Origin of the sequence: Salmonella sp. WC3 (assembly GCF_042932255.1) — a bacterium.
Classification (GTDB): domain Bacteria; phylum Pseudomonadota; class Gammaproteobacteria; order Enterobacterales; family Enterobacteriaceae; genus Salmonella; species Salmonella enterica.
Window position 1 is genome coordinate 4,229,747 of the sequence record NZ_CP170629.1, and the last position, 22,966, is coordinate 4,252,712.

The 22,966-nt window shown below is 50.5% G+C and carries 16 protein-coding genes, 1 other RNA gene and 4 pseudogenes; 7 read left to right on the forward strand and 14 right to left on the reverse strand.

Annotated elements, in window-relative coordinates:
- Window positions 1-12: 12 nt before the first annotated feature.
- Window positions 13-177, forward strand: a complete 165-nt coding sequence (locus tag ACFK9X_RS20690; protein WP_000039326.1) for a hypothetical protein — start codon at window positions 13-15, stop codon at window positions 175-177.
- A 112-nt stretch (window positions 178-289) separates the two neighbouring features.
- Here the strand turns inward: ACFK9X_RS20690 and ACFK9X_RS20695 are convergent, their stop codons facing one another.
- The 8 genes and pseudogenes from ACFK9X_RS20695 to tdcA form a co-directional block, all read right to left on the reverse strand.
- Window positions 290-1,600 (reverse strand): serine dehydratase subunit alpha family protein, encoded by a 1,311-nt coding sequence (locus tag ACFK9X_RS20695; protein ID WP_000463070.1) that lies wholly within the window; start codon window positions 1,598-1,600, stop codon window positions 290-292.
- Window positions 1,601-1,625: 25 nt separating this feature from the next.
- Window positions 1,626-2,422: pseudogene (locus ACFK9X_RS20700) on the reverse strand (hypothetical protein).
- 99 nt (window positions 2,423-2,521) lie between these two features.
- Window positions 2,522-3,034: pseudogene (locus ACFK9X_RS20705) on the reverse strand (serine dehydratase beta chain); the annotation flags it as partial.
- 69 nt (window positions 3,035-3,103) lie between these two features.
- Window positions 3,104-5,397: pseudogene (pflB, locus tag ACFK9X_RS20710) on the reverse strand (formate C-acetyltransferase).
- 33 nt (window positions 5,398-5,430) lie between these two features.
- Complete coding sequence (gene tdcD, locus ACFK9X_RS20715; protein WP_151117571.1) at window positions 5,431-6,639, reverse strand: propionate kinase; 1,209 nt, start codon at window positions 6,637-6,639, stop codon at window positions 5,431-5,433.
- A 66-nt stretch (window positions 6,640-6,705) separates the two neighbouring features.
- Complete coding sequence (tdcC, locus tag ACFK9X_RS20720) at window positions 6,706-8,037, reverse strand: threonine/serine transporter TdcC (protein WP_000108129.1); 1,332 nt, start codon at window positions 8,035-8,037, stop codon at window positions 6,706-6,708.
- Window positions 8,038-8,057: 20 nt separating this feature from the next.
- Window positions 8,058-9,047: a bifunctional threonine ammonia-lyase/L-serine ammonia-lyase TdcB gene (tdcB, locus tag ACFK9X_RS20725; protein WP_000548370.1), complete on the reverse strand. Its 990-nt coding sequence runs from the start codon at window positions 9,045-9,047 to the stop codon at window positions 8,058-8,060.
- Window positions 9,048-9,144: 97 nt separating this feature from the next.
- A pseudogene (tdcA, locus tag ACFK9X_RS20730) lies at window positions 9,145-10,083 on the reverse strand (transcriptional regulator TdcA).
- Between the two features lie 598 nt (window positions 10,084-10,681).
- Between tdcA and ACFK9X_RS20735 the strand changes: the two are divergent.
- Window positions 10,682-10,924: a hypothetical protein gene (locus ACFK9X_RS20735; RefSeq protein WP_137986715.1), complete on the forward strand. Its 243-nt coding sequence runs from the start codon at window positions 10,682-10,684 to the stop codon at window positions 10,922-10,924.
- 210 nt (window positions 10,925-11,134) lie between these two features.
- On the opposite strand, the gene rnpB is transcribed toward ACFK9X_RS20735, so the two are convergent.
- The 4 genes from rnpB to garL all read right to left on the reverse strand — a co-directional run bounded on the left by rnpB (window position 11,135) and on the right by garL (window position 14,471).
- Window positions 11,135-11,509, reverse strand: an RNA gene (gene rnpB / locus ACFK9X_RS20740) — RNase P RNA component class A.
- A gap of 32 nt (window positions 11,510-11,541) precedes the next feature.
- Window positions 11,542-12,687, reverse strand: coding sequence for a glycerate 2-kinase (garK, locus tag ACFK9X_RS20745; protein ID WP_000706458.1), 1,146 nt, complete (start codon window positions 12,685-12,687; stop codon window positions 11,542-11,544).
- Between the two features lie 97 nt (window positions 12,688-12,784).
- Window positions 12,785-13,675 (reverse strand): 2-hydroxy-3-oxopropionate reductase, encoded by an 891-nt coding sequence (garR, locus tag ACFK9X_RS20750; RefSeq protein WP_000178106.1) that lies wholly within the window; start codon window positions 13,673-13,675, stop codon window positions 12,785-12,787.
- Window positions 13,676-13,700: 25 nt separating this feature from the next.
- Window positions 13,701-14,471 carry a 2-dehydro-3-deoxyglucarate aldolase gene (garL, locus tag ACFK9X_RS20755; RefSeq protein WP_151117573.1) on the reverse strand — a complete coding sequence of 257 codons (771 nt, stop codon included), beginning with the start codon at window positions 14,469-14,471 and terminating at the stop codon, window positions 13,701-13,703.
- A gap of 529 nt (window positions 14,472-15,000) precedes the next feature.
- On the opposite strand from garL, the gene garD reads away from it, so the two are divergent.
- A complete protein-coding gene (garD, locus tag ACFK9X_RS20760) occupies window positions 15,001-16,572 on the forward strand; it encodes a galactarate dehydratase (protein WP_151117575.1) in 1,572 nt (523 codons plus the stop codon).
- Window positions 16,573-16,811: 239 nt separating this feature from the next.
- Here garD and ACFK9X_RS20765 read toward each other — a convergent pair whose 3' ends face one another.
- Window positions 16,812-17,759 carry a sugar kinase gene (locus tag ACFK9X_RS20765; protein ID WP_001027807.1) on the reverse strand — a complete coding sequence of 316 codons (948 nt, stop codon included), beginning with the start codon at window positions 17,757-17,759 and terminating at the stop codon, window positions 16,812-16,814.
- Between the two features lie 10 nt (window positions 17,760-17,769).
- Window positions 17,770-18,603, reverse strand: a complete 834-nt coding sequence (locus ACFK9X_RS20770; RefSeq protein ID WP_001118368.1) for a DeoR/GlpR family DNA-binding transcription regulator — start codon at window positions 18,601-18,603, stop codon at window positions 17,770-17,772.
- Window positions 18,604-18,936: 333 nt separating this feature from the next.
- On the opposite strand from ACFK9X_RS20770, the gene ACFK9X_RS20775 reads away from it, so the two are divergent.
- From ACFK9X_RS20775 to ACFK9X_RS20790, 4 genes are read left to right on the forward strand one after another with little or no spacing between them, the layout of a single operon-like run.
- The gene (locus ACFK9X_RS20775; RefSeq protein WP_000469985.1) at window positions 18,937-19,791 is read left to right on the forward strand and encodes a tagatose bisphosphate family class II aldolase; all 855 of its coding nucleotides are present in this window, start codon (window positions 18,937-18,939) and stop codon (window positions 19,789-19,791) included.
- A 10-nt stretch (window positions 19,792-19,801) separates the two neighbouring features.
- Window positions 19,802-20,716 carry a 1-phosphofructokinase gene (pfkB, locus tag ACFK9X_RS20780; protein ID WP_001520582.1) on the forward strand — a complete coding sequence of 305 codons (915 nt, stop codon included), beginning with the start codon at window positions 19,802-19,804 and terminating at the stop codon, window positions 20,714-20,716.
- Between the two features lie 26 nt (window positions 20,717-20,742).
- The gene (locus ACFK9X_RS20785; protein WP_000719916.1) at window positions 20,743-22,170 is read left to right on the forward strand and encodes a PTS fructose transporter subunit IIC; all 1,428 of its coding nucleotides are present in this window, start codon (window positions 20,743-20,745) and stop codon (window positions 22,168-22,170) included.
- A complete protein-coding gene (locus ACFK9X_RS20790; RefSeq protein ID WP_001175243.1) occupies window positions 22,157-22,963 on the forward strand; it encodes an HPr family phosphocarrier protein in 807 nt (268 codons plus the stop codon). Before ACFK9X_RS20785 ends, ACFK9X_RS20790 begins: the two co-directional genes overlap by 14 nt.
- Window positions 22,964-22,966 lie beyond the last annotated feature (3 nt).

Here is a 22,966-nt window from a genome sequence, read left to right on the forward strand (position 1 = left end):
AGGAGTCGCAAGATGAGCAAAAAATCGGCGAAGAAACGTCAGCCCGTGGTAAAACCTGCCGTACAGGAGGCGATGAGCGCCACTGTGCCGCTGGGCTATGAAGAGATGCTAACCGAACTGGAAGCCATCGTGGCGGACGCCGAAGCCCGGCTGGCAGAAGAAGAGGCCGCAGCCTGAAATCATGCCGGATGGCGGCGCAAGCGCCCGCTCCGGCTGATAACAGGTAGACCCGATAAGCGCAGCGCCATCGGGCAACACGCTGCCCCGACGTCATGCCGGGGCGTGATTATTAATGCGCTTTACTGGCCATAATCTCGATGATCTGCTTGTCGGTCTGCTGCATTGAGCGACACGCCAGCGAACACAAATTCGCAATAGATTGTTCGACATTGTGCGCCACAATCCCTTCGTTTCCGGTCACCGCCGTATCATCCAACGCCATCAGTACGGCTTTCCACGCCGCCGACGCGCTGGTAGAGACTTTCATCGCGCAGCTATTCGACGCGCCATCGCAAATCATCCCGCTGACATCGCCAATCATACTGCTGATAGCCATTGCGATAGTGTCGTAACGACCATCTATCAGCCACGCCATACCCGCTGCCGCGCCCATCGCCGCCGTAGTTGCCGCGCACAGCGCCGACAAACGCGGAAGCTGATGGTGAATATAGATAGCGCTCAAATGCGATAACATTAGCGCGCGCGCCAGGCGTTCGTCATCGGCGCCGACATGTTCAGCAACCACCATGACTGGCACCGTGGCGGTAATCCCCTGGTTGCCGGAGCCGGAGTTGCTCATCGCGGGCAACGTGGCGCCGCCCATTCTGGCGTCTGACGCCGCGCTGGTACGGATCAAAATCGCCGTGGAGAGATCTTTCGCCAGCAGACCGCGATCGCACTGTTTGGCCAGCGTCGAACCAATATGCAGCCCCCAGGAACCACGCAGTCCCTCCTGCGACAACGCGCCGTTTAGCCTGGCCGCATCGAGAATAAAGCGGATAGCGTCAAAGGGCACCGCATTCACAAACGCCAGGATCTCTTCCAGCGAGGTATGAGACAGCACTCCCAGTGGCGAGGTTTTTTCTTCTTCCTGCGCATTATCGGCCTGGGTAAATACCACGCCCTTGTCGGTTTCTATCCGCACAATGTTTGTATGATCGCCGACGATCGTGACACATGCCCAGCTATCGCCGCTATACACTTTCGCCCGTGAAAACAGGATATCGTTACATGGCTCCTGCAACATCACTGCGACATGTCCGGCGGCCAGCATCGCTTTTGCATCGGCAACGGCTTTAGCGGAAGCGTCTTTTAACACCTCCAACCCGGCTTTCGCATCACCGCCCAACGCGCCAAGCGCCGCGGCGATCGGTAGCCCTACCATTCCCGTTCCTGGAACGGTAACGCCCATACCATTTTTCATCAGATTAGGCGAAACCCACGCGTCAATGCGTTCAACTGTGCCGTCAAGTTCAGCCGCCGCCGCCGCTGCCGCCAGCGCCAGTGAAATTGGCTCAGTACACCCCAGCGCCGGTTTTACTTCTTCCTGTACGGCCAAGATAAAACTTTGCCACAATGGATTTATTTTAGATTCAAACATAACAACAACCTTAATCTCAGGTATATCAAGAGAATGCCAGGAACGGAGAAACGCATAGCAGCAGACCGGTAATAATAATCAGGTACAACGAAGCGCCTTTATATTTGTGCAATGCGGGAACCTTGTAGACCAACCATGCCGGAATTAAACAGCCCACCATACCGATTTAATCAGCAGGGCCATCGGCGGCAGCGCGCCAATGTTATACAGATGCCACATACCCACCATAGAGACGCCCAGCGCCGCCACTACCAGTAGCTTGGTCAGCACCATGCCGGTGGAGATTTTGAACAGTAATTTTTCACCGCGTGAGGAAATCGCTACCAGGATGCAGATCAGCACCAGACCATAAAATGGACTATCGGAAAGCAATCCTTCCGTTACGCCGAAAGTATGCAGATAAGAGGCGCTGTCGTTAGTAATCGCCGTAGAATAGACGAACATCCAGATGACGAGCATCACAAAGTACAGCGCGCCTAATAAAATACCCCAGTTTTTGCCCAGATAGCCGCTGATCACGCAGGGGTAGTCTTTACATTCCGGGGATTCCGCCAGCGTATTAATAAACAGCCGCTGGAACAGGTACATGGCCGGATAGCCAATAATAGAAGAGAGTAAAAAGACCCAAAGTCCCATCAGGCCAACCTGGACAGGAAGAAAAACGATCCCTGCGCCGATCGCCATCCCGATACTCATAATAACCCAACCGGTGTCGGTACTATCAAATTTGATGGCTTCACGCCATTCGCTTTCTGTCATCCCTGCCCGACGCGCCGGGGCTGATGCGTCGAGGATTACGCTGGTATTACTAGCCGATTCCATAGAATTCTCGCTCAATGTGTAGGTAGAGGTTTTTTTATTTTTCGTGCCGCAGCAAGGCGATATGCAGAACGTGAGGTGCAGGTACTTTCTTGTAATAAGAAAATCATACGGCACCGATTTTTCTACGTCGTGCGACTGACCAAAACGCTCCTCTTCGACAATAAAGCCGCCGCCAATAGAGTAATACGTTTTGTGTAAAAGCGGCGCTTGTCCGTTCCAGGCGGTAATACGCATACCGTTTTCATGGCGCGCCAGGGTTTCAGCGTGAAAGAGAATACTGTCGGCGACGGGAAAATCCACCACATGCGCGCCACCCGCCACCGATAAACGGCTGCTGCGGGCAACCTCCTGGATAAACGCCGGAATGCTATCAATATTGACATCCTGCGGCGTATTGCCCGCAAGCCCCATAATGATGGCGGTATCGGTCGCGTGGCCTTTGCCCGTCAGCGATAGCGATCCGTAAAGATCAACCGTGATGCGCGTCGTTCGCGGCAGGTCGCCGCTGTCGATCAGCCGATCGATAAAACATTTTCCTGCATTCATTGGCCCTACGGTATGGGAGCTTGAAGGTCCAATGCCAATCTTAAAAATATCAAATGCGCTAATCATATCTCCCCCTAAGATTACCGTTCAGTGAAGATCCGTCGCGGGGCGATCCACACGATCGCCCCGTTCACGTTACATCGCCTGAGTAAAGGTGCGCGAAATAACGTCCTGTTGCTGCTCACGAGTCAGCGCATTGAAGCGCACGGCATAGCCGGAAACGCGGATCGTCAGGTTCGGGTAGTTTTCCGGATGTTCAATCGCATCCAGCAACATTTCACGGTTCATGACATTGACGTTCAGATGCTGCCCGCCTTCTACCTGTGCTTCATGATGGAAATAGCCGTCCAGCAGGCCGACAAGATTGGTTTTCCGCACCGCATCTTCTTTCCCGATCGCCGCAGGCACAATCGAGAAGGTGTACGAAATACCGTCTTTGGCGTAGGTAAACGGCAGTTTCGCCACCGACGTCAGCGAGGCTACCGCCCCTTTGCGGTCACGACCGTGCATCGGGTTCGCCCCCGGCGCGAACGGCGTTCCGGCGCGGCGTCCATCCGGCGTATTGCCGGTCTTCTGCCCGTACACGACGTTCGAGGTGATGGTCAAAATGGACTGCGTCGGCACCGCATTGCGATACGTCGGCAACACGCTAATTTTTGCATAAAGCGTTTCACCAGGTCGCAGGCGATGCTGTCCACGCGCTCATCGTTGTTGCCGTACTGCGGATACTCGCCTTCAATAGCAAAGTCGATGGCAAGGCCATTTTCGTCGCGAATCGGCTTCACCTGAGCGTACCTGATGGCGGACAGGGAATCCGCCGCCACCGACAGTCCGGCGATGCCGCACGCCATCGTCCGATACACATCACGGTCGTGCAGCGCCATCAGCGAAGCTTCATAGCTGTACTTATCGTGCATGTAGTGAATGATGTTCAGCGCGCTAATGTACTGCACCGCCAGCCAGTCCATAAAATGGTCGAGGCTCTCCATTACTGCGTCATAATCCAGCACCTCATCCGTTAACGGCGCGGTTTTCGGCCCGACCTGGATTTTCAGTTTCTCATCAACGCCGCCATTGATAGCGTACAGCAACGTTTTGGCAAGGTTGGCGCGCGCGCCGAAGAACTGCATCTGCTTACCGATGACCATCGGGCTGACGCAACAAGCGATGGCGTAATCGTCGCTGTTAAAGTCGGTACGCATTAAATCGTCGTTTTCATACTGCAAAGATGAGGTCACGATGGAGACCTGCGCAGCATATTTCTTGAATGCCACCGGCAACGCTTCTGACCACAGTATGGTCAGGTTCGGCTCCGGCGCTGGTCCCATCGTGTGCAGGGTATGCAGATAACGGAAGGAGTTTTTCGTCACCAGAGTGCGGCCATCGAGCCCCATCCCTCCAATAACTTCGGTGGCCCAGATCGGATCGCCGGAAAAGAGCGAATCAAATTCCGGCGTGCGCAGGAAGCGCACCATGCGGATCTTCATGATGAAATGGTCGATCAGCTCCTGCGCCTGCTGCTCTGTCAGAAGGCCCGCGTTGAAATCGCGCTCAATGTAGATATCAAGGAACGACGCGGTTCTTCCCAGCGACATTGCACCGCCATTTTGCGATTTTACCGCTGCCAGGTAGGCGAAGTAGAGCCACTGTACCGCTTCCTGCGCGTTCCGCGCCGGGCGGGAGATATCATAGCCGTATTTCGCCGCCATCTCCTGCATTTGCAGCAGCGCGCGACGGTGCTCCGCCAACTCCTCACGCAGGCGAATCGTCGCCTCAAGATTCTGTCCCTGCTCCAGATTCGACTGCAGGTCGGCGAATTGCAGCTCGCGTTCGCGTACCAGATAACGGATGCCATACAGCGCGACGCGACGATAATCGCCAATAATGCGCCCGCGACCATAACCATCCGGCAAACCGGTTAATACGCCGGATTTACGGCAGCGCAGCATATCCGGCGAGTAAACATCGAATACGCCCTGATTATGGGTTTTCCGCAGGTCGGTAAAGGTATATTCAAAATCGGCGTCCATTTCGCGGCCATAAGCGTGGAATGAACTTTTGATCATGTTAACGCCGCCAAACGGATGCAAAGCGCGTTTAAGCGGCTTATCCGTTTGTAAACCGACGATTTTTTCCAGATCTTTTTCAATATACCCCGCATCGTGCGCGGTAATCGTCGTCGCGATGTTGGTATCGAAATCCACCGGCGCATGGGTCGCGTTCTCGATACGTATTCCCGCCATCACCTTTTCCCACAACGCCGTGGTCGTTGGCGTCGCGTCGGCGAGAAAAGATTCATCCCCCTCATAGGGCGTATAGTTATGCTGAATAAAATCACGGACATTAATTTCTTCTTTCCAGTCCGTACCTTTAAAATCACGCCATGCTTCGGCATACAGCATATCGCTGGTATCGATATTTACCTTCATGAAAAATAATCTCTCTACAGAACAGCCGTTAAGTTATGCAAATTCCACTGGTGCTTTCACGTTGCCTAAATGAATGGCATCAAGGGCAATCATTTTCTCTTCATTCGTGGGAGTAACAGCGCAAATAACCTGAGAAGGGTTAGCGGAAATAATGCGCTCGCCGTGAGAATTCGGCTGCTTATTCATTTCAACGTCTAACGTAAGCCCCAGCACGCCCAAATGTTCAATGACCAACTGGCGAATTAATACTGAATTTTCACCAATACCGCCGGTAAAAATAATGCCATCCAGCCGATGTAACGATGCCGCGTGACCGGCAATATGACGGGCGATACGGTGGACAAACGTTTTTATCGCTAACCGGGCGCGCTCATGTCCTTCGTGCCATGCTTTTTCCAGGGCTCTAAGGTCGGATGACAACCCGGAGATGCCGAGCAAACCGGACTCTTTATTCACCACTCGCTCCAGATCGCTCAACGTCTGCCCGGTTTCTTTGGCTATCCACGTCATCGCGCCGAAATCAACGTCGCCGCTGCGAGTGCCCATCATCAGCCCCTCAAGCGGCGTCATCCCCATTGAGGTATCCACGCTCTGACCATTGCGTACCGCGCAGATAGACGCCCCATTGCCCAGATGCGCGACAATCAGACCCGAGTTTTTTTCATCGAGGTCAAGCAGTTCATACGCGCGCCGCGAAACATAGCGATGCGACGTACCGTGAAAGCCGTAGCGACGCACACCCAGGCTGGAAAAATATTCCCACGGCAATCCGTATAAATAGGCTTCCGGTGCCAGCGTCTGGTGGAAACTGGTATCAAATACCGCCACCTGACGCACGGCCGGGAAAAGGCGCCGCGCCGCGTCAATGCCGCTTAAATTAGCGTAATTATGCAGCGGCGCTAAAGGTGATACCCGACGAATATTATCGATAATCTCATCGGTAATAATGACGGACTGCGTAAATAGCTCTCCACCGTGCGCGATACGGTGGCCAATTAATGCCACGCTATCCGTTAAATCACGTTTTTCCAGCTCAAAGGCAATGGCTTTTAACGCGTCCTCATAATTAGAGTGCGCGAGGTTTATCGGCTTATCGCCATTAATAGATAAAAAGGCGTTTTCAGTATTCATTCCATCTGCTATTCCCGCCATTAAAACATCACAGGTAGCGACATCCAGTACAGAGAATTTGATAGAAGATGATCCGCAATTAATGACCAGAACGACCGGAAATTCATTCATGTAGTGCCTCCGTCGATGTCAGCCTGCGTCCGCGCCCTGGGGCGGAACGCAAGCTAAACGTGAGGATTAGAACAATTTGTAGACAATATTCAGGATGGTCAGCAGACCAATCAGGGTGACGAACACGTTATCCAGACGACCACGGTACTTCGCCAGCGACGGCGCTTTACGAATGGCGTACATCGGCAGCAGGCATAACAGCGAGGCGATAATCGGCGCGCCCATCGCTTCAATCAGGTCCAGAATGTTCGGGTTTGCGTAAGCTACGACCCAGGTAGACCCCATAATGAAGATCATGCTGATGGTATTAAGCTTGCCCATAGAAACTTTGGTTTTATCGCCTTTATAACCGAATTTCAGCACCAGGCCGTTCAGCCCTTCCAGCGTCCCCAGGTAGTGACCGAAGAAAGATTTGAAAATAGCAACCAGCGCGATGATAGACGCGCCATACTCCAGCACCGTTGCAAAAGTAGATTTTGTCCCCGACAAAGAGGCGAAATGGTTGGCCAGGTAGGAAAGTACCGGAATGTTCTGCGCTTTCGCATCCGCCATGTTCTGTGGAGAGAGCGTAAACAGGCAGCTAAAGGCGAAGAACATCACCACGGCGACCATCAGCATACTGGCGCGCGAGATGATCTGTGAACATTTACGCTCGGTAAATTCGCGGCCAAACTCTTTCTCATACTCTTCCCGCTTAGACACCACGAAGGAAGAGACGATGGGCGAAAAGTTAAAGGAGAACACCATGATAGAGATTCCCAGCCACACCGTAACCAGTATGCCATCGTGCCCGGTCAGCGCGATATTACTGAGATCAACCTGATCGATAACCGCCGAGTTCCAGTAAGGAATCAGCGATAATGAGATTAGTACCAGACTGGCGATAAACGGCCATACCAGGTAACTCATCACCTTAACCATCAGATCTTTACCAAACCAGATCACAAAGGCCATCAGCAGCAGCAAGAACAGCGCCACGAAACCGCGATTCAACGCTGGCATCTGCAGCTGGTTTTCCCAAAACGTCATGAACGTGTTAGTAATGGTGACGCCATAAATCCACAGCAGCGGACAAATCGCAAAGAAGTAAAGGAACGTGATAACTACCCCGCCCGTTTTACCAAAGTGCTCTTCGACCGTTTCCGTAATATTGCCGGACGGATTAGATCCGGATAAACACAGACGCGCCAGCGCCCGGTGACAATAGAACGCAATGGGGTAAGCTAAAACCAGCATCAGAAGAATGGGGATAAGCCCGCCAAACCCGGCGCGGATAGGGAAAAACAGCACCCCGGCGCCGATGGCGGTACCAAATAAACCCAGCGTCCACGTCGTGTCCGATTTACGCCATGACGACTGTTTTGCCTGGCTGGATACAATGCTATCAGTAGTACTCATATCCTATCCTCACGAAAAGATTAAGCGTCAACTAAACCCGTAATTTGTGATACACGAGAAAGATCGATATTGCCGCCAGAAATAATACTGACCGTTTTTCTGTTCTGAATATGGCTATCTAATTTCCCACTTAATAGTGCGGCGCAAGCCAGAGCGCCAGCGCCTTCAGTAATAACCTTATTGCGCTGAATTAAAGCGATCATGCTGTTACGAATTTCATCTTCGCTAACCAGGACAATGTCATCGACTAATTCACGAACGATTTCATAGGTTAAATTACCCGGGCGGGAGACATCACAACCATCCGCCAGGGTGCCGGTCGTTCGGTGCGTGGTTATTTCGCCAGTGTAATAAGACGCCGCCATACCGTGAACATTTTCGGCCTGTACGCCGATAACTTTAATGGTCGGGTTAATCGATTTAATCGCAATGGCAATACCTGCAATTAAACCGCCGCCGCCAATAGGCACGATGACATTATCGACATCGTACAGATCTTCCATAATTTCCAGACCAATAGTGCCCTGTCCGGCAATGACTTTTGGATCGTCGTAAGGCGGAATAAAAATGCGGCCTTCGGTTTCGACAATTTCACTCACCTTAGCAATGGTGTCATTGAAGTTGTCACCGTGGAGCACCACTTCCGCCGAATAATCACAGGTGGCCGCCACTTTTGACTTTGGCGCGCCCTTCGGCATCACGACTTTGCCGTCAATACCCAGCATTGCGCAAGAAAGAGAAACGCCCTGTGCATGATTACCTGCGGAACAGGCCACGACGCCTTTACGTTTTTCCGCCTCCGTTAACGAGCTAAGTTTGTTAAAAGCGCCACGAATTTTAAATGAACCCGTACGCTGCATATTTTCAAACTTGAGAAATATTTCGCCTTTGCAACGTTCACTAAAATAGTTAGAGCGAGGCATTCCCGTTTTATATATCTTCCCCGCCAGTCTTTTTTTCGCTTCGAGGATATCTTCAATTGCAACCGGGAGATCGTATGTAATGTGCATTATAACCTCTTAACCTGGGTATTAAAAATAAGTTACCGTTGCCCACTGTTCAAAAGAACCAGGTGGCGTCAATTTCGCTAAATATGTTTATTCCATATCATTCAATTTCTATTAACTGCCTGCGTCTGCATCCATTATATGATGAATATTGCTTAGCCAATTCTACTAATACTGAAGCAGCTTTTTTGATACGATAATTTTTAGACCATACCGCCGCATAACGTGCGACGGGTAACGTGTCTTTGATTGGTATCGTGATAAATTGATTAGAGCCAAAAGGCGTGGTCATATCGCAGGGAATAACAGTTAAGAAATCAGCATTGAGAACAAGATTATATATTGTGACAACGGAATCTGTTTTAACAATGTTTTCGATGCTGATGCCATTTCGTTGTAGAGTGGTGAGTAATTCGCTGTAGTAGCCCATATTCGTTTGCGGCAACACCCACTGTTCGTCCTTTAACGATTCCAGTGTGATGGTGCCGGTGCATGTTCGGGGCTTGCTGGCTACCAGGACAAACTCTGATTCAAACAGCGGCTCGACATGCAGATCCTGTAGTTGCATTTCATTACTGAGCGTACCGATAGCAAAGTCCAGCCGCCCGTCGCGCAGGGCCGGCAGGAATGAAGAGAGCTGGGCTTCGTACATGGATACCTGCGCTTTTGGAAAGACCTCTTTGAACTTATGAATCATATCGGACATGAAGGTAAAGCCAATCAGCGAAGGAAAGCCAAACGAGACGTCGACAATGGTATTGCACGTCATACTGTTCATCTCGTTGATCATGTTTTTCATTTCGCGGGTGATAGATTCAGACTAGGAAAGCAGTACCTGTCCCGCTTCGGTCAACGTAACGCCGGTATTTTTACGTACAATTAGCTCAACGCCAAAATAGGCCTCAACATCGCTAATGATTTTACTGACGGCGGGTTGGGTTAACCCTAACGATTTTGCGGCAGAACCGATAGAACCACTTCTAATGACTTCCTGAAAGACCACCAAATGCTGTGTTTTAGGGAGAGCAAGAGTATTCATATCTACCTCTCTGAAATAACATTGTGAACGGCAGGAAGTGTAGCAAATTAAATCTTAAAGGTTATGTGAGACCACTCACAAATTAACTTACCACAATTTTTACATGGTTTTTATTAAATAAAGAAAACCTGATATTTCAATAGGTTACAAAAATAAAGCAGTAACTTAGCCTGATTTCAATCAAAAAACAGGGGCGGGATAACGATATATTATGGCGATAACCAGCCTATTTTATCTCCTATTTTTGATATCCCATGAAGACGATATTTCAATCAATTACGGGACATTTTATCGGCAATTCCAGCGTTAAATTTAAAGCATAATTTCTCAAATTTAAGTATAAACCGAAGGTAAATGCGCTTAAAAACCGTTACGCGTCACATTTTTTTACCTTATTTGTTTGTAAAGAAACATTTAATAAAATTTTAACCAAAATATTTCATACATTTAATTTTCATTTACAACAAATAATTTACACCGCTTTCTTGCTGTTTTTCAGGATGTAATTTTGTGAAAGAAATAGATTGCTTTTCACTTCAACTAAAAATAGCGCAATCCATAGCGTTTTGTGTTTCTCATCACAAAAACGAATAATATTATGTCACCACGGCTGTCAATTAATTGCCGGATGGTGACGCTGGCGTCTTCTGCAACCTCTATACCCTTCACCGGCCTGATAAGCAAAAACCCGCCAGCTTACACTGACGGGTTTTATGAAGAGATGATACTGACCGATAAGCCGCTTTCTTTTGGGTATAGCGTCGTGGACAGTCATTCATCCTGTCGCCCGGTAAAAGCAAAAACCCGCCAGCTTACACTGACGGGTTTTATGAAGAGATGATACTGACCGATAAGCCGCTTTCTTTCGGGTATAGCGTCGTGGACAGTCATTCATCCTGCCGCCCTGTAAAAGCAAAAACCCGCCGAAGCGGGTTTTATGAAGAGGTGAAACTGACCGATAAGCCGCTTTCTTTTGGACATAGCGTCGTGGACAGTCATTCATCCTGCCGCCCTGTAAAAGCAAAAACCCGCCGAAGCGGGTTTTATGAAGAAGTGAAGCTGACCGATAAGCCGGGTTCTGTCGTGGACAGTCATTCATCTAGGCCAGCAATCGCTCACTGGCTCAAGCAGCCTACCCGGGTTCAGTACGGGCCGTACCTTATGACCCCCTATTTGGCCTTGCTCCGGGTGGAGTTTACCGTGCCACGGACTGTTACCAGCCGCGCGGTGCGCTCTTACCGCACCCTTTCACCCTTACCTGATCCCACTTGCGTGGGCCATCGGCGGTTTGCTCTCTGTTGCACTGGTCGTGGGTTTCCCCCCCAGGCGTTACCTGGCACCCTGCCCTATGGAGCCCGGACTTTCCTCCCCTCCGCCCGTCTCCCCGAAAGGACGACGACGAAGCGGCGACTGTCTGGTCAGCTTCGGCGCGAAGTATAGAGGGTTCGCGCGACTTTGTCACCCTGCGCTGCGCATTCCTATCGCCAGAGCGGCAGCAACATTTCTGGATGCCCGATAAATATTGTCAAAAGCGCCCCGAAAAGCCTCCTCCAGCGTCACGATGCGCGTGAGTACGCTAAAGACAGCGTCGATGCCATAATGATGCACTATCCCTACATCGTGCGTCAGGCTGCCGGCAATGCCAATCACTGGCTTATGATATTTTTTCGCCACATTCGCGACGCCAATCGGCACTTTACCGCGAATACTTTGGCTATCAATCCGCCCTTCTCCCGTCACCACCAGCGTACAGTCGTGGATATGCTCCTCCAGGTTCAGTGCCGCCGTGACAATTTCGATCCCGCTGCGTAATTCCGCACCGAGAAAAGCCATTAACGCCGCCCCCATACCGCCTGCCGCGCCTGCGCCGGGCGCCGCCTTTACGTCGACATTCAGCGATTTTTTTATGATGTCGGCATAGTGAGCAAGATTTCTGTCCAGCTCAACAATGTTCTCTTCGGTCGCGCCTTTCTGCGGCCCAAAAATTCGTGATGCGCCGTTGTCGCCGATCAGAGGATTAGAGACATCGCAAGCGACACGAATAGCGCAGAGTTTTAAACGGGGATCGAGCTCTGAAATATCAATGTCACTTAGACAATGAAGGCTTCCGCCACCGTAACCAATATCCGCGCCGTTTGCATCGCGCAGTTTTGCGCCTAACGCCTGCATCATCCCTGCGCCGCCGTCATTTGTCGCGCTGCCGCCAATGCCGATAATGATATTGCTTGCGCCGCTTTCCAGCGCCTGCAATATCAGCTCCCCCGTTCCCCGCGAGGTTGTAATCAAAGGGTTGCGTTTTTCTGGCGGAACCAGCGCCAGTCCGCTGGCCGCCGCCATTTCAATAAACGCGGTTTTACCATCCCCGGACATTCCCCAGCAGGCTTTCACTTTTTCACCCAACGGCCCGGTCACCCATGCGGCGCGTTCAACGCCCTGCGTCGCGGCAATCATGGCTTCGACCGTTCCTTCGCCGCCATCGGCAACCGGAACAGAGACATATTGCGCATCGGGGAAAATTTCCCGAAATCCTTTTTCTATCGCCTGCGCTACCTCGGCGGCAGAAAGGCTTTCTTTGTAGGAGTCGGGGGCAATTACGATTTTCATAGCGGTAGCCTGTTACTGCACAACGCCGGATGGCGTTTCACTTATCCAGCCTGAAATTCAGGCCCGGATCGCTACACGCCATCCGGGCACAACGTCGTTAGCGAGTGACTTCCACTTTCGCCAGTTTTTCGTAGTAGCACGCCAGCGCGCTATGGTCGTCATTACCGTGTCCATCCGCGCGTAACGCCTGCATCATTTCCATAACGGCGGCGGTCAGCGGGAGCTGCGCGCCAACGCCGTGGGAGGTATCCAGCGCATTCGCCAGATCTTTAATGTGCAGATCGATACGGAAACCTGGTTTAAAGTTTCGGTCCATGACCATCGGCGCTTTCGCATCCAGTACCGTGCTGCCAGCCAGACCGCCGCGAATCGCCTGATAGACCAGATCCGGGTTGACGCCCGCTTTAGTCGCCAGCGTCAGCGCTTCAGACATGGCGGCGATATTCAACGCCACGATCACCTGGTTAGCCAGTTTTGTGACGTTGCCTGCGCCGATATCGCCGGTATGCACCACGGAACCCGCCATCGCTTTCATCAGGTCGTAGTACTTGTCGAAAATGGCTTTATCGCCCCCCACCATCACCGACAGCGTGCCATCAATCGCCTTCGGCTCGCCGCCGCTGACCGGCGCATCCAACATCTCAACGCCCTTCGCCTTCAGCGCATCGCTGATTTCACGGCTTGCCAGCGGCGCGATAGAACTCATATCAATCAATACGGTTCCCGGCTTCGCGCCTTCGATGATACCGTTCTCGCCCAGCGCAACCTCTTTCACATGCGGAGAGTTAGGCAGCATCGTGATGATGACGTCACACTGTTCAGCGATCGCCTTCGCCGTAGAGGCCGTTTCCGCGCCTGCGGCAATGACGTCAGCAATCGCTTCAGGATTACGATCGGACACCACCAGCGAATACCCTGCTTTCAGTAAGTTTTTGCTCATGGGCTTACCCATGATGCCTAAGCCAATAAAGCCAACTTTCATCGTCATAGCGTTCTCTCTTTCCATACCAGGATTATTTTTTAAAGGTGTCGGCAAGCTTCTGCGTGCTGGCGCGGAAGGCGCCTAAATCGCTGCCAACGGCGACAAAGGTCGCGCCCCATTCCAGATAACGGCGGGCATCCGCCTCTACCGGCGCCAGAATGCCGCACGGTTTACCGTGCGCTTTAGCGCGGGCGAAAATATGTTGAATCGTCTGCTGCACGTCAGGGTGAGAAGCATTGCCGAGATGACCCAGCGCGGCGGCCAAATCGCTTGGGCCGACAAAAATGCCATCAACGCCTTCCGTTGCGGCGATGGCATCAACATTGTCGACACCCAACTGGCTTTCGATTTGAACAATAATGGTGATGTTTTTGTTCGACTGCGCAAAGTAATCAGGCACCGTACCGAACATATTCGCGCGGTGAGAAACGGAGACGCCGCGAATGCCTTCCGGCGGGTAACGCGTCGAGGCGACGGCGCGAGCCACTTCCTCTTGCGTTTCAACAAAGGGGATCAGGAAATTATAAAACCCAATATCCAGCATCCGTTTGATAATGACCGGTTCATTGGTTGGCACACGTACCACAGGCGCGCTGGCGCTGCCTTTCAATGCCATTAACTGCGGAATTAAGGTGGTCACATCGTTCGGCGCATGTTCGCCATCCAGCACCAGCCAGTCAAATCCCGCCAGACCAAGAACTTCGGTGGTGATTGGGCTTGCCAGTGCAGACCAGCAGCCAATCTGCACCTGTTGCGCCGCCAGCGCCGCTTTAAACTTATTCGGGAAAATAGCGTTATTCATCGCTTATACCTTCGCTTATTTCTTTAATTCTCTACATGTGATGCCGCCACCATAACTTATAGCAACGACAATAAAATGCTTATCTGAAATCAGAATGGGTCTCCGCATTCTATTTCTAATGTGGTACACATCCTGTAGCACAATATACCGTTCTGATATCTTTATCGTCTTTTATTATTATCATGGTATTTTCAAATAACTCGTCAGATACACTGAATTCGCCATTCAGTATAAACAGCCTATGGCGGATAATCATTGTGCAAACGCTCATTAAAAAGGGATTATTTAACGCTTATTTTTGAGCATACGCCCATGATACTGGGCGCTAATGCACACATTTACGCTTTACCCGGCCTACATAAAAAATTTCATAATTTGCGGTGATCTGGATCACATTCTTATATTTATACTCCTGTCATTCTTATTTCATTATGCATGAACTTTATTTCTTATATTGAGATTTAACGATTTAACCATAACCAAAATAGATAATCCTATTTCTATCATCCAGGCTGGAGAATGTTGAACAATGGCCAATATCGAAATTCGCCAGGAATCGCCATCGGCGTTTTATATAAAAGTACATGAAACCGATAATGTCGCAATTATTGTTAATGACCACGGTCTTAAAGCCGGGACACGTTTTCCGGATGGCCTGGAACTGACTGAACATATTCCGCAAGGCCATAAAGTCGCTCTGACGGATATCCCCGCTCACGGCGAAATCATCCGTTATGGCGAAGTCATCGGTTATGCGGTACGCGACATCCCGCGCGGAAGCTGGATCGACGAGTCGCTGGTTGAACTGCCAAAAGCGCCGCCGCTGAATACGCTACCGCTGGCGACCAAAGTACCGGAACCGCTGCCGCCGCTGGAAAACTACACGTTTGAGGGCTATCGTAACGCCGATGGCAGCGTCGGCACCAAAAATCTGCTTGGCATTACCACCAGCGTGCACTGTGTGGCGGGCGTGGTCGATTATGTGGTGAAAGTAATTGAGCGCGATCTCCTGCCCAAATACCCGAATGTCGATGGCGTTGTAGGGCTAAACCATCTGTACGGCTGCGGCGTGGCAATCAACGCGCCGGCGGCGGTCGTGCCGATTCGCACGATTCATAATATCGCGCTCAACCCCAATTTTGGCGGCGAAGTGATGGTGATTGGCCTCGGTTGCGAAAAACTGCAGCCGGAACGACTGCTGGAAGGCACCGAGGATATTCCCGCCATCGCCGTTGAAAGCGCCAGTATTGTGCGTTTACAGGACGAGCAGCATGTCGGTTTTAAATCAATGGTCGACGATATTTTACGGGTCGCCGAACGCCATCTGACGAAACTGAACCAGCGCCAGCGCGAAACCTGCCCGGCCTCCGAGCTGGTCGTCGGGATGCAATGCGGCGGCAGCGATGCGTTTTCTGGCGTCACGGCAAACCCGGCGGTGGGTTATGCTTCCGATCTGCTGGTACGCTGCGGCGCGACCGTCATGTTCTCGGAGGTCACCGAAGTGCGCGATGCCATTCATCTTCTGACGCCGCGCGCCATCAACGAAGCCGTGGGTAAACGCCTACTGGATGAAATGGCCTGGTACGATAACTACCTTGATATGGGGAAAACCGATCGCAGCGCTAACCCGTCCCCCGGCAACAAAAAAGGCGGCCTGGCGAACGTCGTGGAAAAAGCGCTGAGCTCTATCGCTAAATCGGGTAAGAGCGCCATTGTCGAAGTATTGTCGCCGGGCCAGCGCCCCACCAAACGCGGCCTGATTTACGCCGCGACGCCCGCCAGCGATTTCGTCTGCGGCACGCAGCAGGTCGCTTCCGGCATTACCGTACAGGTCTTTACCACCGGACGCGGCACGCCGTACGGGCTGATGGCGGTGCCGGTCATTAAAATGGCGACGCGTACCGAGCTGGCGAACCGCTGGTATGACTTAATGGATATCAATGCAGGCACCATCGCCACGGGTGAAGAGACAATCGAAGATGTGGGCTGGAAGCTATTTCACTTTATTCTCGATGTCGCCAGCGGCCGGAAAAAGACTTTCTCAGATCAATGGGGATTGCATAACCAGCTGGCAGTGTTTAACCCGGCACCTGTGACCTGATCTATTCTGGAAAGCGCCTCGCAAAACATGGCTTAAGGGCCATGTTTTCATATGTTTGATAAACTGCGCCATGTTCATACCGGATATGGCAAAAACATCTAACCCACCATAAAACCATTCAAATTCAATAAATTGAAATTCTATGCCAGGCGCAACCTTACGTTTCTCACTAATTTGAGTCGCAGCACATGCAATTTGAGGTATGTCGAATATAACGACAGCCTATTAATCACCTTTACTTAATTCTGCTGCCTCATCAATTCTTTAATTTGTGCCAGCGTGGACGTGCCTTCCATCGGCCCACGCGCAGAGATAGCCAGCGATCCTGCGGCATTAGCATGGGCTAAAGCATCGGGTACGGAATATCCCGCAAGAAACAGGCTGACAAAGGTTGCGCCAAAGCAATCGCCAGCGCCTGTAGGATCAACCACCTTCACCGGATACCCAGCCACATGATGTTGTTCGTCTTTTGAATAGTAACTGGCTCCACGGGCGCCACGTTTAATGATGACATGGGCAATTCCACGCTTGTGAAGCCTTGCGACAATTTTCTCTTCATCGCGGGATTTGCTCAGGCCGAAATAATCCAGTTCGCCATCGCTTGGCAGGAAGAAATCCGTGTAGTCAAGAATATATTCAAAGGCCTGCGACATTTCGCGGATCTTTAGCATCTCTTTACGGATATTAGGATCGAAAGAAATTGTGCCACCATTTTCTTTTACAATGCTAATCGCCTTGCGTACGGCATCGATCAAACGAAAGGAAAATAATGACGATCCCATAATATGAAAGTGGCGATATTGCCTGAGTAATGTTTCATCAAGGTGGTCGGCACTCAGCAAACCGCACGCACTGTCCGGCATGTTGAAAATAAAATCTCGCTGGGCCTGGCTTCGGTAGCTGACAAAAGCACTACCTGTTGTGGCGTTCGGCAGTACGGAAATTCCCTGTACATTTACGCCATCGCGCGACAATCGGGTAATATTCATAACGCCAAAGGCATCGTTGCCAACACAGCTAAACAACAATGAACGAAAACCAAGTTTAGCAACCTGATCGGCAAATATGGCAGGCGCCCCACTGGGATACGGCCCCCAAAATTCCCCCGGTGAGGAAAATCCTTGGTTCTCTTTTTTTGCCAGAAACTCGACGAGCAATTCACCCAATGTTGCGATTGTTATGTTCATGCGTTGTCCTTCATCTTGCCTGATGCAGGGTCGGGTTTATCCAGGTCAGACATTCGTTATTGGTATAGCTGTTGGTTAAGCCGTCGGCCAGAAACCGTGAGTGGTACTCAGCGGCGACAATCTGTGGCGTAATAATCGCGCTCAGCGTATTCAGTTTTCCTACCGGATAACGCGCCACATCATGAATCGGACGCTGCGCCACCACGGCAATACTCTGTCCACTAAGGCGCAGGCATTCACTTAGCAAAGCAGCTGCACTTTCGTTTTTCACGTTGAGCGTGCCATCCTCGCTGATATGGTCCACCATCACCAGACAACATGACGGTTGAAATTGTTGCAAAGATTGGATGGCGATTTCGCCCCCCAGCGCCTGACCACTGCGCCCCAGTACACCGCCCAACAACACAATTTCACCATCGATATAATCACGGGCCGGTGCAACATGGCTAAGATCGTTGATGATAAGGCACAGATCCCGATAATCGCCCAGGAAAGGAAGCGCTTTACGCAACACCTCTCCGGCCCCCAGAAACACGGTATCGTCGTCGCAGACCAGACGGGCAACTTGCTTAGCCAGTTCAAGCTCGACGCTATGCTCTAACGCCTGCGACTGCACCACTTCATGGCTTACCGCTGCTCTGACGGGTTGGGCCGTGTAAATCGCTCCGCCAAAGGAGCGTTTCAGATAGCCTTGCTGCTCCAGGTAATTGAGATCATTACGGATCGTTACCCCTGAAACCGATAACATTTCAGCCAAATCGTCTACTTTTATTTCGCCGTTTTTACGGACGATTTCGGCAATGTCCAGACGCCTTTTCAACAGGCTGGTAGATGGTTTTGCCACAACATACCCTTTTTTTCCGCTTCGTCGGGAAGTTATCCCGTGCTTTAACTTTCATTTTTAAACTTCTGACAGGGGATGTCAATTTTGCACCACGTCACCGAATGCTCAATGGGAAACATCACAATAAAATCAATCAATTATAGAATTTTCACATCCCCTATTTACTTACAAAACAAAATTTAAATCCACATATTTGCTTTCATTTAAGAAAAATTATCCTGCTTTTGTGTTGATGATCACAATCATGTGTGGCAATGATCGTTACATTACTTTCAAAACGAAGGTTATTTTTATTTTGGACTTTAATTTCGAAAGTTATAAACGGAGACCACTATGTTCATTATTTCCAGTAAAAATATGCTCCAGAAGGCCCAGCATGCAGGCTATGCCGTGCCAGCCTTTAACATCCATAACCTGGAAACCTTGCAGGTGGTGGTAGAAACCGCCGCAGAAATGCGCTCACCGCTGATCGTTGCCGGAACACCAGGCACGTTTAGCTATGCCGGAATGGGTAACATTGTGGCGATCGCGGGCGATCTGGCTCGTGAATACAATCTGCCACTGGCCATTCATCTGGATCATCATGAATCGTTAGCCGATATTGAAAGCAAAGTTATGGCAGGGATCCGTTCAGTCATGATCGATGGTTCCCACTTTCCCTTTGAAGAGAATGTGGCGCTGGTGAAAAGCGTGGTCGATTTTTGCCATCGCTACGACACCAGCGTGGAGGCAGAACTGGGCCGCCTTGGTGGGATCGAAGATGATTTAGTGGTAGACAGCAAAGATGCCCTTTACACCAATCCACAGCAAGCACGTGAGTTTGTGGCGCGCACCGGCATTGATTCGCTGGCGGTTGCTATCGGCACGGCACACGGCATGTATGCCGCTGAACCTAAACTTGATTTTGAGCGACTGGCAGAAATACGCGCTCTGGTGGATATCCCTCTGGTATTGCATGGGGCATCTGGTTTGCCGGAAAGCGATATTCGCCAGGCCATCAGCCTTGGGGTATGCAAAGTCAATGTTGCCACCGAACTGAAAATCGCCTTCTCCGACGCCTTAAAAGAGTATTTCCTACAAAACCCGAAAGCCAATGATCCCCGCCACTATATGCAACCAGCAAAACAGGCGATGAAAGAGGTGGTACGCAAAGTAATTCATGTTTGCGGCTGTGAAGGGCAACTGTGAGGAATCGCCTGTGATCTACACGCTAACACTTAATAGCGCGATTGATATGAATATATTTAGCGATCCTTTACAGCCAAATATTGTCAATCGCACTCACCACACCGAGTTTTGCCCAAATGGTAAAGGGGTAAATGTTGCGCTGGTTCTGGATCACTTTCAAATACCTGCGCATATATTAGGCATTTTTGGTGGTTTCACCGGGCATTATATTGTAGAAAGCCTGCGTACCCGAAAAATGCCAGTCACACCAGCATGGGTAGAAGAACCCACGCGGATTAATATTTTCATTCATGACGGTAAGCAGGAATATAAACTGGTCAACCCTGGCTCATATATTCCAGATGAATGTAAACAACAAATTATCACGATTATTTCGCAACTGCCCGATGCAGACTATCTGGTGATAAGCGGCAGCCTGCCACAAGGTATTGAAAGCCGCTTTTACGCAGAAATTATGCATATTTGTCAGCAAAAAAATATCGGCGTAATTTTAGATATTAGTCATCCGTCATTACGTCAGTTACTGGAGTTCAAACCGTTATTAATTAAACCAAATGATGAAGAGGTTAAAGCAATATTCGGTTTAACTGTCTCTGACGACAATGATGCGAAAAATACTCTAACCACTTTACATGCACTTGGTGCACAAAATGTTCTGCTAACCCTTGGCGCTAAAGGAATGTATTTCTCCAATGGGATTGATTACTGGTTTTGTAGCGCGCCAACGGTTGATTTGGTGAGCTCCGCCTGTGCAGGCGATGCTGCACTGGCCGCCTTTCTCAGCCAGTGGTTATCTACAGGAGAAGTGGAATATGCCTTATCTCTTGCCAGTGCAACAGGAGCTGATGTCGCAAGTTCTGCCGGACTAGGCCAACTTGCGGCAATAGAAACCTTACTTTCGCAAATCCACGTCAGAAAGCTGTAGGTTAAATTACAATATAAGGTCTGCTTATGAAAAAGATCATTGCAGTGACCGGCTGCCCTACCGGTATTGCGCATACATTTATGGCTGAAGAAGCCTTAAAAAATGCCGCGAAAAAATTATCTGTTGAAATAAAAGTTGAAACCAATGGTGCCAGTGGCGTTGAAAATGCTATTCAACCTGCTGATCTGGTAGATATTGCCGGAGTCATTATTGCGGCGGATAAAGATGTCTTACCTGATCGCTTTAATGGTTTACCGGTTATTGAAGTACCGGTAAAAGAAGCAATCCATCATCCTGCGGAGCTGATTAACAAAGTTATTAATGGTGAAGCCCCAATACGTAAAGGCGAATCAACCACCAGCACGGAAATTATCGAAAAAGAATCACTGGGGCGACAAATTTATAAGCACCTGATGAGTGGTGTTTCAAATATGCTACCTTTTGTAGTTGCCGGAGGCATATTAATTGCGGTGTCGTTTTTATGGGGGATTTATTCCGCTGATCCTAATTCAGCTGAATACAATGCAACCGCCGCAATGCTAATGAAAATCGGTCAGCAAGCCTTTTCGATTATGGTTCCGGTCTTTACCGCTTATATTGCATTCTCTATTTCTGGCAGACCAGGGATGGTGGCTGGATTTGTCGGCGGCTTACTGGCAAATGCTACCGGCGCAGGATTTCTTGGTGGGATAATTGCCGGATTCGCCGCCGGTTACCTGATGTTATGGGTAAAGAATCGACTCGAAGGCTTACCGCGTCAGTATGAAGGCCTGAAATCGATTTTTATTATGCCGCTCATTGGCGTACTGGTTATTGGCGTGTTGATGTCGCTGCTTGGGCAACCTGTCGCAGCTATCAATAATAGCATGATGAACTGGCTGGCATCGCTACAGGAAGCGAATCCAATATTGCTGGGTATTGTGGTGGGTGCAATGTGCTCCTTTGACTTTGGCGGCCCGGTAAACAAAGCCGCTTATGTCACCGGCACGCTTTTACTGGGCCAGGGCAACTTCTACTTTATGGCTGGTGTGTCTGCCGCATGTATTACTCCACCACTGGTAATTGCTCTGGCGACCACCTTCTTTCCAAAAGGTTTTAGCGAGGAAGAACGTGCCGCAGGCATGGTTAACTATATCCTCGGTTGTACACACATCACTGAAGGCGCGATTCCTTTCGCAGCGAAAGATCCTTTGCGTGTCATCCCGATGATGATGATTGCTTCCAGCATTTCCGCAGTACTTAGCTACAGCTTGCGTATTCAGGTTCCGGCTCCTCACGGCGGCTTCTTAATTTTACCTTTGGTGAGTCAGCCGCTGGCCTGGGTGTTATGTATCCTTGCGGGCTCTGCATGTGGTGCGGTGATGCTTGGCCTATGGAGATTGTGGGCTGTGCGCAAAAATTCAGTCAACACAACTCCTGTAGCAAAGGCTGGAGGTCAGAATGCAGCTCTGTGAACACGATATTTTTATCAGCGATGAGCGCCTCGATAAAGTCACCGCTCTGCACCGTGTGGTGGAAAAGTTATCTGCGGCTGGCAATACCACGACTGACTATTTACGCGGCATGTTGGATCGCGAAGCACAGATCTCCACTTATCTGGGAAATGGAATCGCGATCCCACACGGTACGCCAGAGTCTCGCGATGCGGTATTACAAACCGGTGTAAAGGTAATCGTTTTTCGCCACGGCGTTGACTGGGGTGACGGCAATACCGCGTATCTGGTCACCGGAATTGCCGCGCGCTCCAATGAACATCTTGAGATTTTGCGCCAACTGACTCGCGTGCTCAGCGATGACGCTATTCTGCAAGCACTGGCTAAAGCCGAATCCCCCAGTCAGGTTTTAGCGCTACTGACTGGATCGACGACCAATACGCCAGCAGCCGTGGAGTTGCAGGAGGGTGAGCAGGCAACGTTTGTCATCCATAATCCGCATGGTTTACATGCCAGACCCAGTGCGGTACTGGTGAAGTTTATCAAACAGTTTCAAAGCCACATTACGGTAGAAAATCTGGATAGCGCCTCCGGCCCGGTGGACGGGAAAAACCTGATGCGAGTGGTGTCGCTCGGCGCGAAAAAGGGGCATCGCTTGTTGTTCCGGGCGCAGGGCGAAGATGCACAGCAGGCACTACGTGAAATCGGGGAGCTTATCGCCTCTGGTGCAGGCGAGATGATCACCGTTCCCGTTACCCCACCACCAGAAGTCATGCAGCCAAAGCGCAGTTGGCTATCTCGATTGTTTAATTAGCCT

What these genes read in the sequence shown, in the direction of transcription:
- ACFK9X_RS20690 (WP_000039326.1), top strand. Translation starts at nt 13, where the DNA reads ATGAGCAAAAAATCGGCGAAGAAACGTCAGCCCGTGGTAAAACCTGCC.
- ACFK9X_RS20695 (WP_000463070.1), bottom strand. Translation starts at nt 1,600, where the DNA reads ATGTTTGAATCTAAAATAAATCCATTGTGGCAAAGTTTTATCTTGGCC.
- tdcD (WP_151117571.1), bottom strand. Translation starts at nt 6,639, where the DNA reads ATGAATGAATTTCCGGTCGTTCTGGTCATTAATTGCGGATCATCTTCT.
- tdcC (WP_000108129.1), bottom strand. Translation starts at nt 8,037, where the DNA reads ATGAGTACTACTGATAGCATTGTATCCAGCCAGGCAAAACAGTCGTCA.
- tdcB (WP_000548370.1), bottom strand. Translation starts at nt 9,047, where the DNA reads ATGCACATTACATACGATCTCCCGGTTGCAATTGAAGATATCCTCGAA.
- ACFK9X_RS20735 (WP_137986715.1), top strand. Translation starts at nt 10,682, where the DNA reads ATGTCACCACGGCTGTCAATTAATTGCCGGATGGTGACGCTGGCGTCT.
- garK (WP_000706458.1), bottom strand. Translation starts at nt 12,687, where the DNA reads ATGAAAATCGTAATTGCCCCCGACTCCTACAAAGAAAGCCTTTCTGCC.
- garR (WP_000178106.1), bottom strand. Translation starts at nt 13,675, where the DNA reads ATGACGATGAAAGTTGGCTTTATTGGCTTAGGCATCATGGGTAAGCCC.
- garL (WP_151117573.1), bottom strand. Translation starts at nt 14,471, where the DNA reads ATGAATAACGCTATTTTCCCGAATAAGTTTAAAGCGGCGCTGGCGGCG.
- garD (WP_151117575.1), top strand. Translation starts at nt 15,001, where the DNA reads ATGGCCAATATCGAAATTCGCCAGGAATCGCCATCGGCGTTTTATATA.
- ACFK9X_RS20765 (WP_001027807.1), bottom strand. Translation starts at nt 17,759, where the DNA reads ATGAACATAACAATCGCAACATTGGGTGAATTGCTCGTCGAGTTTCTG.
- ACFK9X_RS20775 (WP_000469985.1), top strand. Translation starts at nt 18,937, where the DNA reads ATGTTCATTATTTCCAGTAAAAATATGCTCCAGAAGGCCCAGCATGCA.
- ACFK9X_RS20785 (WP_000719916.1), top strand. Translation starts at nt 20,743, where the DNA reads ATGAAAAAGATCATTGCAGTGACCGGCTGCCCTACCGGTATTGCGCAT.
- ACFK9X_RS20790 (WP_001175243.1), top strand. Translation starts at nt 22,157, where the DNA reads ATGCAGCTCTGTGAACACGATATTTTTATCAGCGATGAGCGCCTCGAT.